This is a genomic window from Pseudomonas sp. S4_EA_1b (genome assembly GCF_016307435.1).
Classification (GTDB): Bacteria; Pseudomonadota; Gammaproteobacteria; order Pseudomonadales; family Pseudomonadaceae; genus Aquipseudomonas; species Aquipseudomonas rhodesiae.
In genome coordinates, this window is record NZ_JAEILC010000066.1 from 1 (window position 1) to 15,143 (window position 15,143).

Consider the following 15,143-nt stretch of genomic DNA (forward strand, 5'->3'; position numbering starts at 1 on the left):
GGGGCTTGCCCCCGATAGGGACTTCCAGTAGTTGAAGGCCACGCTGACTCACTACAATCTTAGGCAAGCCTTTTCATCACTTAATCTGATTTATGAGATAAATATCTCAACCAACTGAATTTAAACCAAAAAAAACGGCGCTCACGGGGCGCCGTTTTTTTGTTCGCAGCGAACGCCTTACTCAGTAGTAGGCGTTTTCTTTCTGCGTATGGTCGGTCACGTCACGCACACCCTTGAGCTCCGGGATACGCTCCAGCAAGGTGCGCTCGATGCCTTCCTTCAAGGTTACGTCGGCCTGGCCGCAGCCTTGGCAGCCGCCGCCGAACTTCAACACAGCGATGCCATCTTCGACCACGTCGATCAGGCTCACCTGACCGCCGTGGCTGGCCAGTCCTGGGTTGATCTCGGTTTGCAAGTAGTAGTTGATACGCTCGTTCACCGGGCTGTCGGCGTTGACGTTCGGCACCTTGGCGTTCGGCGCCTTAATGGTCAACTGGCCGCCCATACGGTCGGTGGCGTAGTCCACCACCGCGTCGTCGAGAAACGCTTCGCTGAAGCTATCGATGTATGCGGTGAAGCTTTTCAGCCCCAGGGCAGTGTCTTCAGGTTTCTCTTCACCGGGCTTGCAGTAGGCAATGCAAGTCTCGGCGTATTGGGTGCCGGGCTGGGTGATAAAGACGCGGATGCCGATGCCTGGGGTGTTCTGCTTGGACAGCAGGTCGGCCAGGTAATCGTGGGCGGCGTCGGTAATGGTTATGGCAGTCATGGAAACTCCTCACAGGCTTGCCGGCAGTTTACGCCAAATCATTACAGAGTTACAAAGTCCCAGTATTTTTGTCGGAAAAGCCGGTCACGCAGGTCAGAGGTTTTGATAACGATTCATGTCCAGCACGCCCTCTTCCAGTGGAGTGGTCTCGTGGAGGTAGCGCGACAGGTCGTGAAAATACGCCCAGAACTGCGGATGGCTGCGACGCACGCCCCAGCGATCGACGATCTTCTCAAAGCTCTCGGCGTCCTGGGCCTGCTCCATGCGGGAGACGAACTCCGGCACGTCTCCGGCGGGAATATTGAACATAAAGTTCGGGTAGCTGCTCATCACCCCAGGGTAGACCGTCAGCGTGTCCAGCCCCGGCTGGTAGCGGTACGCCTCCCCTAGCAGGAACGCCACGTTACTGTGGGCACGGTTGCGCAACAGGCTGTAGACCTCACGTTTGCCGCTTGGGGTTTCCACGCGCAGCATCGTGGCTTCGGGCAATTGATTGATCACTTTGAGCCCAGCCGCCGGACGCGACGCAAGGCGGCTGAGGGCCTGGTCGACGTCCTGCAGCGCCGGATCGATGCCCTCACGCGAGCAGTACGCACCGGTACAACGGTTGATCGGGTCGGGGCTGACGTTCAAGTCGCCGTAGCGGGCGAGCAACTGCTGGGCGAAATCGCGTTTCGGGTCCTTCTTAGCCAGGTGCAGGCCAGTGGGCTTATCGTCGTCGATGGCTTCGTAGTCCAGCCACAGCTTGAGCTTCCCGCTGTTCTGGTACCAGTCGTCGAGGTAGTCCTCGCGAGAGTCCGCCGGCATCAAGCGTAGGAAGTTCTGCTCGGCGCCATTGCGGATCAGGTCGAAATACAGGCGAGTCTGGGCCTGGTGCGAGACATTGCCGAACACATCGAAATTGACCACCAACTGGTAATAGGTGCGCTCCAGCAGCGGGTAATCGAACAGCCACATCGTCTGCGGCACCTCGCCGATCAGGCCCTTATTGACCGACGCACTGTCGAAGTGACGGAAGATGCTCAACAGCGCATTGTCATTGCCGGCCCACAGGGTCGACCAACTGGGCGCCGGCAGGTCTGCGTAGCTATCGCGGCGCAGGGCTTCGTACTGGTTGCGTTTGTCGCGGTATTTGAGCCACAGGCTAAGCACGCTGCCCACGTCATCGTTCTGCCCCGGCATCGCCAGCAACGGTGTGGCTTGGCCGCGATAGCGCGCATCGGTGATGTACAGGTCATGGTCCGGGGCCTGGAACAAGGCCCAGAAGTTGTCGCGGATCACGTCCGTGGCGATCTGCCCACGGCACACCGGCCCGCGAATAAAGGTACGCACGAAGTATTCGGCGTTATCCAGCATGAACTGATAGCGCGCCTGGGCCGGAATCGCCTCGAAGGTTTCGAACGGGTTGGCACGCCGCCCTGGGCCGTAGCCCGGTAACGCGCTGACCTGCCAGTCGCTGCCATAGAACAAGGCTTTGATCCGCGCCATTTTCTGCGCACTGAGCGGATAGGTGATGTGGGTTTTATGCACGATCACGCCCTGGATCGGCCACAAACGGTAGTAAATCCGCGTGCCCGGGTCGTCGTTGGGGCGACGGGTGTTGATCAGGTCAATCGGTTGGCCGCTGGGCGTGCGCGAGCGCACCCACTGAAAGAAATGCCCCGGCTCACCGCCCTCGAAGTACAGATGGGCGATAAACAGGTGCTCGAACAGCCAGCGCGCCACCAGGCTTTCGCGGGCGCCGGGGGCGTTGAGCAGATTTTCCCATTGCAGCACCTGCGCCGCTTCGCGGGCACTGGGTGCCACGCCTTGCTCGTCGATGGGCGCCCCGGAGGCCAGCCAGCGTTGCAGTGTCTGGTATTGCTGGTCGGTCAGCCCGGTGACCGCCAGCGGCATGCCTTCATTGGGATGGGCGCCGGCATAGGCGTCGAACTCCCCCGGCAAGGGGCACATGTTTTCACGATTGAGGCCCAGCACAATGTCGTCGGGCAGCTTGCCATTAGGCTGCAAGGGCGTACGACGATGTCCCAGCTCCAGCATGCGCGCCATCAAGGCAGCCTGACTGCCCTGGGCATCGAGCACCGAACTGAACCCTTCGCGCTGCCAGGCGGCTTTGCCGAAGGCGTCATAGAACAGGCGGGTCGGCTTGGTTGCCTGGCTGCGTTCGCCATCGTAGACCGGTACTTTGCTCGCGCCCCGCGCCGCACCTTCGCCACTGCCCAGGTTCAACTGGCAGGCGGAGTCGTAGCACGCATGGCAGGCCACGCACTTCTCGGTGAAAATCGGTTGGATATCGCGGGTGTAGGAGATTGCCGGAACGGGACTCTGGGCGTGGACGGTGCTGGCGAGCAAGGCCAATGCGGCGCAGACGAGTGAACGAAGTAACATGGATCGGTCCCGATTCAAGGGGTACGCTGAAAAATTGCCGGTGATTCTACCGGGCCATGCCTGCTGGCAACATGAACGATATTCATGCAAAACCCAGGCATGCTCCAAATCCGCACAGGTTTGCTATGATCCACGCCCTCCGTAATGCCTGACCAGAGTAGTCCCATGTCCGATCGTAGCGCTCGTCTGCAAGCTCTTCACCACGCCCTCAAGGAACGCATCCTGATCCTCGACGGCGGCATGGGCACGATGATCCAGAGCTATAAACTGGAAGAACACGACTACCGTGGCAAACGTTTCGCCGACTGGCCCAGCGACGTCAAGGGCAACAACGACTTGCTGGTGATCACCCGCCCCGACGTGATCGGCGGGATCGAAAAGGCTTATCTGGATGCCGGCGCCGACATCCTCGAAACCAATACCTTCAATGCCACGCGGATTTCCATGGCCGACTACGGCATGGAAGAACTGGCCTATGAGCTGAACGTCGAAGGCGCACGCCTGGCGCGCAAGATTGCCGATGCCAAGACCGCCGAGAACCCGGACAAGCCGCGTTTTGTCGCCGGCGTACTCGGCCCGACCAGCCGCACGTGCTCGCTGTCGCCCGACGTGAACAACCCCGGCTACCGCAACGTAACCTTCGATGAACTGGTGGAGAACTACACCGAGGCCACCAAGGGCTTGATCGAAGGCGGCGCCGACCTGATCCTGATCGAAACCATCTTCGACACCCTCAACGCCAAAGCCGCGATCTTCGCGGTGCAAGGGGTGTTCGAGGAACTGGGCCTTGAGCTGCCGATCATGATCTCCGGCACCATCACCGACGCTTCCGGCCGAACCCTGTCGGGCCAGACCACCGAAGCGTTCTGGAACTCGGTAGCCCACGCCAAGCCGATTTCCGTGGGCCTGAACTGCGCCCTCGGGGCCAGCGAACTGCGCCCGTACCTGGAAGAGTTGTCCAACAAGGCCAACACCCATGTGTCCGCGCACCCCAACGCCGGCCTGCCCAACGAATTCGGCGAGTACGACGAGTTGCCGGCGCAGACCGCCAAGGTCATCGAAGAATTCGCCCAGAGCGGCTTTCTCAATATCGTCGGCGGTTGCTGCGGCACCACGCCGGGCCATATCGAAGCCATCGCCAAGGCCGTGGCCGGTTATGCGCCGCGCGTGATCCCGGACATTCCCAAGGCCTGCCGCCTGTCGGGGCTGGAGCCGTTCACCATCGATCGCAACTCGCTGTTCGTCAACGTCGGCGAACGCACCAACATCACCGGTTCCGCCAAGTTCGCCCGGCTGATCCGTGAGGACAACTACACCGAAGCCCTGGAAGTCGCCCTGCAGCAGGTGGAAGCCGGCGCCCAGGTGATCGACATCAACATGGACGAGGGCATGCTCGATTCGAAGAAGGCCATGGTGACCTTCCTCAATCTGATTGCCGGCGAGCCGGACATTTCCCGCGTCCCGATCATGATCGACTCCTCCAAGTGGGAAGTGATCGAGGCCGGCCTCAAGTGCATCCAGGGCAAGGGCATCGTCAACTCCATCAGCATGAAGGAAGGCGTCGAGCAGTTCATCCACCACGCCAAACTGTGCAAGCGCTACGGCGCGGCGGTGGTGGTGATGGCGTTCGACGAGGCCGGCCAGGCCGACACCGAAGCGCGCAAGAAAGAAATCTGCAAACGCTCCTACGACATTCTGGTCAATGAAGTGGGTTTCCCGCCGGAAGACATCATCTTCGACCCGAACATCTTTGCGGTCGCCACCGGTATCGAGGAGCACAACAACTACGCGGTCGACTTTATCAACGCCTGCGCCTACATCCGCGATGAGTTGCCGTATGCGCTGAGTTCCGGCGGTGTGTCCAACGTGTCGTTTTCGTTCCGCGGCAACAACCCGGTGCGCGAGGCGATCCACTCGGTGTTCCTGCTGCATGCGATCCGCAATGGCTTGACCATGGGCATCGTCAACGCCGGCCAGTTGGAGATCTACGATCAGATCCCCGCCGAGCTGCGCGACGCGGTGGAAGACGTGGTCCTTAACCGCACCCCGGACGGCACCGACGCCCTCCTTGCCATTGCCGACAAATACAAGGGCGACGGGAGCGTCAAGGAAGCCGAGACCGAAGAATGGCGCGGCTGGGACGTCAACAAGCGTCTGGAGCATGCGCTGGTCAAGGGCATCACCACCCATATCGTCGAAGACACCGAGGAATCGCGGCTGTCGTTCGCGCGCCCGATCGAAGTGATCGAGGGCCCGCTGATGTCCGGCATGAACATCGTCGGCGACCTGTTCGGCGCCGGCAAAATGTTCCTGCCCCAGGTGGTGAAATCCGCCCGGGTGATGAAACAGGCCGTGGCCCACTTGATCCCCTTTATCGAGCTGGAAAAAGGCGATAAGCCGGAAGCCAAGGGCAAAATCCTGATGGCTACCGTCAAAGGCGACGTGCACGACATCGGCAAGAACATTGTCGGTGTGGTATTGGGTTGCAACGGCTATGACATCGTCGACCTGGGTGTGATGGTGCCGGCGGAGAAAATCCTGCAAGTGGCCAAGGAACAGAAGTGCGACATCATCGGGCTGTCGGGGCTGATCACGCCGTCCCTGGACGAGATGGTGCATGTGGCGCGCGAAATGCAGCGTCAGGACTTCCACCTGCCGCTGATGATCGGCGGCGCCACCACCTCCAAGGCACACACGGCGGTGAAGATCGAACCCAAGTACAGCAACGATGCAGTGATCTATGTGACCGACGCCTCTCGCGCGGTGGGCGTGGCTACGCAACTGCTGTCCAAGGAATTGAAGGCTGGTTTTGTCGAGAAAACCCGCCAGGACTACATCGAAGTGCGCGAACGCACCTCCAACCGCAGTGCGCGCACCGAGCGCCTGAGCTACGCGGCCGCCATCGCCAAGAAGCCGCAGTTCGACTGGGCCAACTACACCCCAGTGACGCCGACTTTCACTGGCGCCAAGGTCCTGGACAATATCGACCTGAGGGTGCTGGCCGAATACATCGACTGGACGCCGTTCTTTATTTCCTGGGACCTGGCGGGCAAATTCCCGCGCATCCTCACCGATGAAGTGGTGGGCGAAGCGGCAACCGCGCTGTACGCCGATGCCCAGGCCATGCTCGATAAGTTGATCAACGAAAAACTCATCAGCGCCCGTGCGGTGCTCGGTTTCTGGCCGGCCAACCAGGTCGACGAGGATGACCTGGAGGTCTACGGCGACGATGGCCAGCCCCTCGCCAAGCTGCATCATCTGCGCCAACAGATCATCAAGACCGACGGCAAGCCGAACTTCTCCCTGGCCGACTTCGTCGCCCCCAAGAGCAGCGGCGTGACCGACTACATCGGTGGCTTTATCACTACCGCTGGCATCGGCGCCGAAGAAGTGGCCAAGGCGTACCAGGACGCAGGCGACGACTACAACTCAATCATGGTCAAAGCCCTCGCCGACCGCTTGGCCGAAGCCTGCGCCGAGTGGCTGCACCAGCAGGTGCGCAAGGAGCACTGGGGTTACGCCAAGGATGAACAACTGGACAACGAGGCGCTGATCAAAGAGCAGTACAGCGGCATCCGCCCTGCCCCCGGCTACCCTGCGTGCCCGGACCACACCGAGAAAGCCCAACTGTTCCAACTGTTGGACCCCGAAGCCCGCGAAATGCACGCCGGGCGCAGCGGTGTGTTCCTTACCGAGCACTATGCGATGTTCCCGGCAGCGGCCGTCAGCGGCTGGTATTTCGCCCATCCCCAGGCGCAATACTTTGCCGTGGGCAAGATCGATAAAGACCAAGTCGCCAGCTATACCGCACGCAAGGGCCAGGATCTGACCGTGACCGAACGCTGGCTGGCGCCGAACCTGGGCTACGACAGCTAAACCTGGCGTGCTTTCAAATTTGGCCGATTGTCTATGCTGTCCCTCACACACTGAGTGTCGAGGGACCTATGGACGAGCACAAACCGCCGACCTTCTGGCAAATGCTGCACAGCGTGGTGGCCGCCGCTTTTGGCGTACAAAGCGGCAAGAACCGCGCCCGTGACTTCACCCACGGCAAGCCCAGCCACTTTGTGGTTCTGGGCATCCTGTTCACGGTGGTATTTGCGTTGACCCTGTTCGGTATCGTCAAGCTGGTGCTGCACCTGGCCGGTGTTTAACGCAGCAGCCACTGCAGGCTGAACGGGTAACGGTAGGACGCCGGTTTGCCCTGGGCGGACAGCGCACGGAAATCCACCGCAGGCAAAGGCCGCAGCAAGCGTTGCGCCTGCTGCGCATCGATCAACTGAAACAGTGCTTTCTGGCGCTCAAGCCCGCCGTGGGCGCGGATGTCGACGCCGCTGGCATCGTCATGGATCAGCACCATCGCCCATCCACCCAGGGTGAAATGCCCGGCCACCAGCGTGCTCAGTCGCCCGTCCAGGCGCGCCCGAAGGATTTGCGGTGAGCTATTGACAGCGCTGAACAGCACATCCTTGCCTGGTGTTCGTCCGCTGTTCTGAAGGGCGCGCATGGCGCCCAAAGCCATCTCGTCGTTAGCCGACCACACCAAGGCCGTGCGCGGATAACGCTTGAACAACTGCGTAGCTTGCTCAAACGCACGTTCGCGGCTCCACTCCCCGTAGACCAGCTGACGCAGGCGCACTTCGGGATGTTCGGCCAGCGCGCGGTGCAGGCCTTGCTCGCGCAACTGTGCGGCCGGGGTGTGCTGGGCGCCGGAGAAGGCCAGCAGATCGAGGGTATGTCCCGGCGCGACGGGGCCGTGCTGGCGCAGCAAGTCGATGAGCATCAAGTAGCCGGCGGTATCGTCTTCGGCTACCAGGGTGCCGATCTCATCGACATCGGTCTGAGCCTCCAGCCATTGTGCTTGACTGGCGGTCAGCGCGTTATTCACCAGCAGCAGCTTGACCCCACTGCCCTGGGCCATACGCATGATCTGCGGGGCGACGTACTGCTCGTTGACCAGCACTAGATAATCCGGGCGCTTGTCGCCTTGCAGTGCCTCACGGGCCTGCACGAGGGTGTTCTGGATTTCGCGCTCGGCATAACGCACGCGCAACTCCAGGCCGAGATCCTTGGCGGCGGCCTGCATGAATTGCGCGTAATCGACCCAGAAGGTTTCCGTCGACTTGCCAGGGTTGAGGAACACCACGGACGTGGCTTGAGCCGTCGCCGCATACGCAGAACCCAGCAAATACACACACGCCAGCAAAACCTTCAACATGGTGATTTGAGCCTTGAAAATAAGCCGCCTAGGATAAAGGCGATGCGCCCGACAATCGAGGCTCAATCAACAGGGTTTATTGGTGGCTGACCCAGAATACCGCAGTGCCCACCACCAGGATGATCAGGAACAGAATGGCCCAGGCATCCACGGTGCTGTCGGGTTTACGGGCTTTTGTAGGATTGCTCATCGCATCGCCTCTTGTCGGTTTTATAGGTGATTGCATTAAGACTCGACGACAGTAAAGTCGATGATTGCCCGCATGACAAATATGGATATCGTGATAACCCGTCTCATTAGTCATTTTGGTTATGTGCATATACTCAAACATCACTTTTGCGCATAAACGCAAACTGGTATCGTGCGCCGGCTCCGTTGGGAGTGCGCGGCCGTGCGCGCAGATTTGCCGAGAACAGGACCTATATGTACGTATACGACGAATACGATCAGCGCATCATCGAGGACCGCGTCAAGCAGTTCCGTGATCAGACCCGACGCTATCTGGCAGGTGAACTGAGCGAAGAAGAGTTCCGCCCTCTGCGCCTGCAAAATGGCCTTTATGTTCAGCGCTTTGCGCCGATGCTCCGCGTGGCCGTGCCTTACGGCCAACTGACCTCGCGCCAGACCCGCATGATGGCCAAGATTGCCCGCGACTACGACAAAGGCTACGCCCACATCAGTACCCGCCAGAACGTTCAGTTCAACTGGCCGGCCCTGGAAGATGTGCCGGACATCCTGGCGGAACTGGCCACCGTGCAGATGCACGCGATTCAGACCAGCGGTAACTGCCTGCGCAACGTCACTACTGACCAGTTCGCCGGGGTAGCCGCCGATGAGCTGATCGACCCGCGCCCCTGGTGTGAAATCATTCGCCAGTGGACCACCTTCCACCCCGAATTCGCCTACCTGCCGCGCAAGTTCAAGATCGCCGTCAATGGCTCGACCTCGGACCGTGCCGCCATCGAAGTTCACGATATCGGCCTGGAGCCGGTGTACAACGCCGCTGGCGAGCTGGGTTTCCGCGTACTGGTGGGTGGCGGACTGGGCCGTACCCCGGTCGTCGGCGCGTTTATCAACGAGTTCCTGCCGTGGCGGGACCTGTTGAGCTACCTGGACGCCATCCTGCGCGTCTACAACCGCTACGGCCGTCGCGACAACAAGTACAAGGCCCGGATCAAGATCCTGGTCAAGGCGCTGACCCCTGAGGTGTTCGCCCAAAAGGTCGACGCCGAGATGGAACACCTGCGCGGCGGCCAGACCACCTTGACCGACGCCGAAGTGCACCGCGTCGCCAAACATTTCGTCGACCCCGAGTACAAGGCCCTGAGCAATCAGGACGCCGAACTCGCCGCCCTCGACCAGCAGCATCCTCGCTTCGCCCGCTGGCGTACCCGCAACACCCTGGCGCACAAGAAGCCAGGCTATGTGGCCGTGACCCTGTCGCTCAAGCCGACCGGCGTGGCCCCAGGCGACATCACCGACAAACAGCTGGACGCCGTTGCCGACCTGGCCGAGCGCTACAGCTTCGGCCAGCTGCGCACCTCCCACGAGCAGAACATCATCCTGGCGGACGTTGAGCAGAGCCAATTGTTCACCCTGTGGGGCGAGCTACGCGAGAGCGGTTTCGCCACGCCGAACATCGGCCTGCTGACTGACATCATCTGCTGCCCGGGCGGGGATTTCTGCTCCCTGGCCAACGCCAAGTCGATCCCAATCGCCGAATCGATCCAGCGCCGTTTCGACGACCTGGACTACCTGTTCGACATCGGTGAGCTTGACCTGAACATCTCCGGCTGTATGAACGCCTGTGGTCACCACCACGTCGGCCATATCGGCATCCTGGGCGTGGACAAGAAAGGCGAAGAATTCTACCAAGTGTCCCTGGGTGGCAGCGCCAGCCGCGATGCGAGCCTGGGCAAGATCCTTGGCCCGTCTTTCGCCCAGGAAGCCATGCCTGACGTGATCGGCAAACTGATCGACGTATACATCGAACAGCGCACCGAAGATGAGCGTTTCATCGACACCTATCAGCGTATCGGCATCGACCTGTTCAAGGAGCGCGTCTATGCAGCGAATCATTAAGAACAACGAAGTCGTCGACGAAACCTGGCACCTGCTGCCCAAGGACGCGAGCTTCGACGGCATTTCCAACTGCGACGACCTGATCGTGCCATTGGCGCTGTGGCGCGAACACGGCCACGCCCTCAAGGCTCGCGACGGCGGCCTGGGCGTATGGCTGGACGCCGATGAAGAAGCCGAAGAGATCGGCGCGGACGTGCAACACTTCCAGGTCATCGCCCTGAATTTCCCGGCCTTCACCGATGGCCGCAACTACTCCAACGCCCGCCTGCTGCGTGACCGCTACGGTTACAAGGGCGAACTGCGAGCGATTGGCGATGTACTGCGCGATCAGCTGTTCTACCTGCACCGTTGCGGCTTCGATGCCTTCGCCTTGCGCGCCGACAAAGACCCGTACGAAGCGCTGGAAAGCCTCAAGGACTTCTCGGTGACCTACCAGGCCGCCACTGACGAGCCGCTGCCGCTGTTCCGTCGCCGCTGAGTTGGCGCACATGAAAAAGCCCTGGCATGCCAGGGCTTTTTTATCGGTTGAGGTTGATCGACGCCAGCACCTGCTTCTGCCCCATCGAACACGGCACGCCTTCCGGCTGCGCCCGTACCGCTTCGATCACCCCCAACAACTGCGTCTTGCTGTGGGCCAAATGGGCCTGCATCTCTTCGATCTGTTGCACCTTGCGTTCCAGCGCCTCGATCAACTCTTCGCGCTTGTGTTCCCCCGGCGCCGGCATCAGTGCCTTGAGCTCCTGCAAGGTAAACCCGGCCTGTTGCGCGCTCTGAATCAACTGCAAGGTCTGTAAGGCTTCCGGTGCATAGCGCCGATAGCCGTTGGCCTGACGCCCGACCTGGCTGATCAGCCCTTCGGCTTCGTAAAAACGAATGCGCGACGCGGCTAATCCACTCTGTTTTGCCAGTTCTCCGATATTCATTGCGATGCCTGCTTGACATTAAAGTTAACTTTAAGCTTAGCCTGAGGCCTCCCCCGCTCAGGAGTCAACCCATGTCACCGTTTGAACCCTTGCACCTGCCCAACGGCCAAATCATCGCCAACCGCATCGCCAAAGCCGCGATGGAAGAAAACATGGCCGATCTCAACCAAGCACCCTCCCGTGCGCTCAAGCAACTGTACAAAGCCTGGGCGGACGGCGAGCCGGGCCTGTTGCTGACCGGCAACGTGATGATTGATCGCCGCGCCATGACCGGCCCTGGCGGCGTCGCGCTGGAAAACGAAGAACACCTGGACAGCTTCCGCGAGTGGGCCGATGTGGCACGGGCCAAGGGCGTGCATTTCTGGGTTCAACTCAGCCACCCGGGCCGCCAGACCATGGCCAACCTCGGCCAGCAAGCCCTGGCGCCGTCGGCCATCGCGATGGACTTGGGCAGTTTCTCGAAGATGTTCGCCACCCCTCGGGCCATGACCGAGGAGGATATCCAGGACGTGATCCAGCGCTTCGCCACCAGCGCGCGCCTGGCTGAGAAAGCCGGGTTCAGCGGCGTGCAGATCCACGGCGCACACGGTTACCTGATCAGCCAATTTCTCTCGCCTCTGAGCAACCACCGCACCGACCGCTGGGGTGGCTCCCTGGAAAACCGCGCACGCCTGCTGCTGGAAGTGATCCACGCCGTGCGCGCCAGTGTCAGCCCGTCGTTCTGCGTGGCAGTCAAGCTCAACTCGGCGGACTTCCAGCGCGGCGGCTTCGATGCGGCGGATGCGCGGGGCGTGGTGGAGATGCTCAACCCCTTGCCCATCGACTTGCTCGAATTGTCCGGCGGCAGCTATGAAGCGCCGGCCATGCAGGGTGAAGCGCGGGATGGGCGTACCCTGGCGCGCGAAGCGTACTTCCTGGAATTTGCCAAGGAACTGGCAAGCATCGCCACCATGCCGTTGATGGTGACCGGCGGCATTCGTCGCCTGCCCATCGTGCAGCAAGTGCTGGACAGCGGCATCGCCATGGCGGGCATCGCCACCGCGCTGACCCTGGAGCCGCAGCTGCTCAAGCACTGGCGCGAAGGCCGCGACCCCAACCCGCAACTCAAACCGATCCAGTGGCAGCGCAAGCCGCTTGCCGCCCTCGCCACCCTGGCCGTGGTACGCGACCAGATGCGCCGCCTGAGCCGCGGCCACCAGCCCAAGCCCAAGGTTGCACCGTGCCTGGCGCTGGTGCGTGATCAGTGGTTTATCGCTCGGCGCACTCGGCAGTACCGCGCAAGCATGACGCAATCTTCACATTAAAGGCGGAGCATTCGCCGTGATCGAACTGTCCCCTATTGATCAGCAGCTTTTAACCTCACTGACGATTGGAGTTCTTCATGGCGAAAATCAACCTGGCCCAGCAATTGGCGACCACCCTGGAACAGGCGGGCATCAAGCGCATCTGGGGTTTGACCGGTGACAGCCTCAATGGGCTGACCGACGCCTTGCGCAGCATGGACAGCATTGAGTGGATGCACGTACGTCACGAAGAAGTGGCCGCGTTCGCTGCGGGCGCCGAAGCGGCCGCCACCGGAGAGCTGACCGTATGCGCCGGCAGTTGCGGGCCGGGCAACCTGCATTTGATTAACGGTCTGTTCGACTGCCATCGCAACCACGTACCGGTGCTGGCGATTGCCGCGCAGATCCCATCGTCCGAGATCGGCCTGAATTACTTCCAGGAAACCCATCCCCAAGAGCTGTTCAAGGAATGCAGCCACTTTATCGAGCTGGTCAGCAACCCTGAGCAGATGCCCCAGGTGCTGCACCGCGCCATGCGTTCGGCGATTCTCAATCGCGGCGTGGCGGTGGTGGTGATTCCGGGGGATGTGTCGCTGCTGGAAGTCGAGGACAAGCTCAAACCCTGGCCCGCCCTGCACGCGCCGCGCACCTTGCCGGCGGAGCAGGACCTGCAACGCCTGGTGGAGATCCTGCAAAGCAGCCAGAAAGTCACCCTGCTGTGCGGCAGCGGCTGCGCCGGCGCCCATGACCAAGTCGTCGCCCTGGCCGACACCCTCGGTGCGCCGGTGGTGCATGCGTTGCGCGGCAAGGAGCATGTGGAGTGGGACAACCCGTTCGACGTGGGCATGACCGGCCTGATCGGCTTCAGCTCCGGCTACCACGCCATGCTCGACTGCGACACGCTGATCATGCTCGGCACCGACTTCCCCTATCGCCAGTTCTACCCCACTGACGCTACGATCATCCAGATCGACCGCGACCCCCAGGCCCTCGGCCGACGCGCCACCCTGGACTTGGGCATCGCCGCCGACGTCAGCGAGACCCTGGACGCCCTGCTGCCGCACCTGACCCGCAAAACCGACCGCAGCTTTCTCGACACGTCGTTGAAGCACTATGCAAAAGCCCGCCAGGGTCTGGACGATCTGGCGCAGCCGTCCAAAGCCAATCGGCCGATTCATCCGCAGTACGTCGCACGCCTGCTCAGCGAACTGGCGGACGACGATGCCATCTTCACCGCTGACGTCGGTTCGCCCACCGTGTGGGCCGCGCGTTACCTGAAGATGAACGGCAAGCGCCGCCTGATCGGCTCGTTCAACCACGGCTCAATGGCCAATGCCATGCCCCAGGCCATCGGCGCACAGGCAGCGTTCCCTGGACGCCAAGTGATCTCAATGTCCGGCGACGGTGGCTTTGCCATGTTGATGGGGGATTTCATTTCACTGGCGCAATTGAAGCTGCCGGTCAAAGTCATCGTGTTCGATAACGCGTCGCTGGGGTTTGTCGCCATGGAGATGAAGGCCGCCGGTTACCTGGAGGCCGGCACCGATCTCAAAAACCCGGACTTTGCCGCCATGTCCAATGCCATGGGCATTCTCGGTATTCGCGTGGAGCAATCCGAAGACCTGGAGCCGGCGTTGCGCCGTGCCCTGGCCCATGATGGCCCGGTGCTGGTGGATGTGGTCACCGCGACCCAGGAACTGGTGATGCCGCCCAGCATCAAGCTGGAACAGGCCAAAGGGTTCAGCCTGTACATGCTCAAGGCGGTGATGAGCGGGCGTGGCGATGAGGTGATCGAGTTGGCGCGCACCAACTGGCTACGATAAGCCGTATCTGTAGGGGCGTGTGGGAGCAATCCCCCACACCCCTCAGGCGCGTAATTCAGCCCCGCTGTTTTTCTACCCACTGGCCGTAGGCATCGATAAACGCCTGCAAGAATGGCTTGGTCTTTTCCGACACCTTGCCGCTGTCGTCAAACACGCTGCCCGCGCCGCCCAGGTAGGCTTCCGGCTGCTGCATGCACCACACATCCAGGAACACCAACGACTGGCGCAAATGGTGGTTGGCGCCAAACCCGCCAATCGCCCCCGGCGACACACTGATAATCGCCCCTGGCTTGCCGCTCCAGGCGCTTTTACCGTAAGGGCGCGAACCCACGTCAATCGCGTTCTTCAACGGCGCCGGCACTGAGCGGTTGTATTCGGGGGTCACGAACAGCACCGCGTCGGATGAACTCACCTGCTGACGGAAAGTGCTGTAGGCTGCCGGCGGTGAAGCACCATCGATGTCCTCGTTGTAGAGCGGCAGATCGCCGATTTCCACGATGTTCAACTTCAGATTGGCAGGGGCCAGTTCGGCCAACGCCAACGCGACTTTGCGGTTGATGGAGTCTTTTCTCAAGCTGCCAACCAGGACGGCAATCGTGTAGACCTTGCTCATTGAGGTTTCCCGACGTCTGACTAAAGGAGCTTGTAGTTATAGAGTCT

Annotated in this window: 11 protein-coding genes; 6 read left to right on the plus strand and 5 right to left on the minus strand. The window is 61.2% G+C overall.

Features of this window, described 5'->3' with window-relative positions:
• Positions 1 to 181: 181 nt before the first annotated feature.
• On the minus strand, positions 182 to 766 hold the full coding sequence (gene nfuA, locus YA0848_RS20855) for a Fe-S biogenesis protein NfuA (protein ID WP_034097045.1): 585 nt from the start codon (positions 764 to 766) through the stop codon (positions 182 to 184).
• A 93-nt stretch (positions 767 to 859) separates the two neighbouring features.
• On the minus strand, positions 860 to 3,154 hold the full coding sequence (locus YA0848_RS20860) for a fatty acid cis/trans isomerase (protein WP_169903200.1): 2,295 nt from the start codon (positions 3,152 to 3,154) through the stop codon (positions 860 to 862).
• 165 nt (positions 3,155 to 3,319) lie between these two features.
• Between YA0848_RS20860 and metH the strand changes: the two genes are divergently transcribed.
• Positions 3,320 to 7,030 (plus strand): methionine synthase, encoded by a 3,711-nt coding sequence (gene metH, locus YA0848_RS20865; RefSeq protein WP_169903199.1) that lies wholly within the window; start codon positions 3,320 to 3,322, stop codon positions 7,028 to 7,030.
• A 68-nt stretch (positions 7,031 to 7,098) separates the two neighbouring features.
• On the plus strand, positions 7,099 to 7,308 hold the full coding sequence (locus tag YA0848_RS20870; RefSeq protein WP_034097042.1) for a DUF2970 domain-containing protein: 210 nt from the start codon (positions 7,099 to 7,101) through the stop codon (positions 7,306 to 7,308).
• Here YA0848_RS20870 and YA0848_RS20875 read toward each other — a convergent pair.
• On the minus strand, positions 7,305 to 8,372 hold the full coding sequence (locus YA0848_RS20875; protein ID WP_169903198.1) for an ABC transporter substrate-binding protein: 1,068 nt from the start codon (positions 8,370 to 8,372) through the stop codon (positions 7,305 to 7,307). The genes YA0848_RS20870 and YA0848_RS20875 overlap by 4 nt on opposite strands.
• 423 nt (positions 8,373 to 8,795) lie before the next feature.
• Between YA0848_RS20875 and YA0848_RS20880 the strand changes: the two genes are divergently transcribed.
• Both YA0848_RS20880 and YA0848_RS20885 read left to right on the plus strand, forming a co-directional pair.
• Complete coding sequence (locus YA0848_RS20880; RefSeq protein WP_198712571.1) at positions 8,796 to 10,454, plus strand: nitrite/sulfite reductase; 1,659 nt, start codon at positions 8,796 to 8,798, stop codon at positions 10,452 to 10,454.
• Positions 10,438 to 10,932 carry a DUF934 domain-containing protein gene (locus YA0848_RS20885; RefSeq protein ID WP_034097039.1) on the plus strand — a complete coding sequence of 165 codons (495 nt, stop codon included), beginning with the start codon at positions 10,438 to 10,440 and terminating at the stop codon, positions 10,930 to 10,932. The genes YA0848_RS20880 and YA0848_RS20885 overlap by 17 nt, the downstream gene beginning before the upstream one ends.
• A gap of 40 nt (positions 10,933 to 10,972) precedes the next feature.
• On the opposite strand, the gene YA0848_RS20890 is transcribed toward YA0848_RS20885, so the two are convergent.
• Positions 10,973 to 11,377, minus strand: a complete 405-nt coding sequence (locus tag YA0848_RS20890) for a MerR family transcriptional regulator (RefSeq protein ID WP_034097038.1) — start codon at positions 11,375 to 11,377, stop codon at positions 10,973 to 10,975.
• Between the two features lie 71 nt (positions 11,378 to 11,448).
• Between YA0848_RS20890 and YA0848_RS20895 the strand changes: the two genes are divergently transcribed.
• Positions 11,449 to 12,681 carry an NADH:flavin oxidoreductase/NADH oxidase family protein gene (locus YA0848_RS20895; protein ID WP_034097037.1) on the plus strand — a complete coding sequence of 411 codons (1,233 nt, stop codon included), beginning with the start codon at positions 11,449 to 11,451 and terminating at the stop codon, positions 12,679 to 12,681.
• A gap of 77 nt (positions 12,682 to 12,758) precedes the next feature.
• Positions 12,759 to 14,483 (plus strand): ubiquinone-dependent pyruvate dehydrogenase, encoded by a 1,725-nt coding sequence (poxB, locus tag YA0848_RS20900; RefSeq protein ID WP_034113166.1) that lies wholly within the window; start codon positions 12,759 to 12,761, stop codon positions 14,481 to 14,483.
• A gap of 55 nt (positions 14,484 to 14,538) precedes the next feature.
• Here poxB and YA0848_RS20905 read toward each other — a convergent pair whose 3' ends face one another.
• On the minus strand, positions 14,539 to 15,096 hold the full coding sequence (locus tag YA0848_RS20905; protein ID WP_034097035.1) for an NADPH-dependent FMN reductase: 558 nt from the start codon (positions 15,094 to 15,096) through the stop codon (positions 14,539 to 14,541).
• Positions 15,097 to 15,143 lie beyond the last annotated feature (47 nt).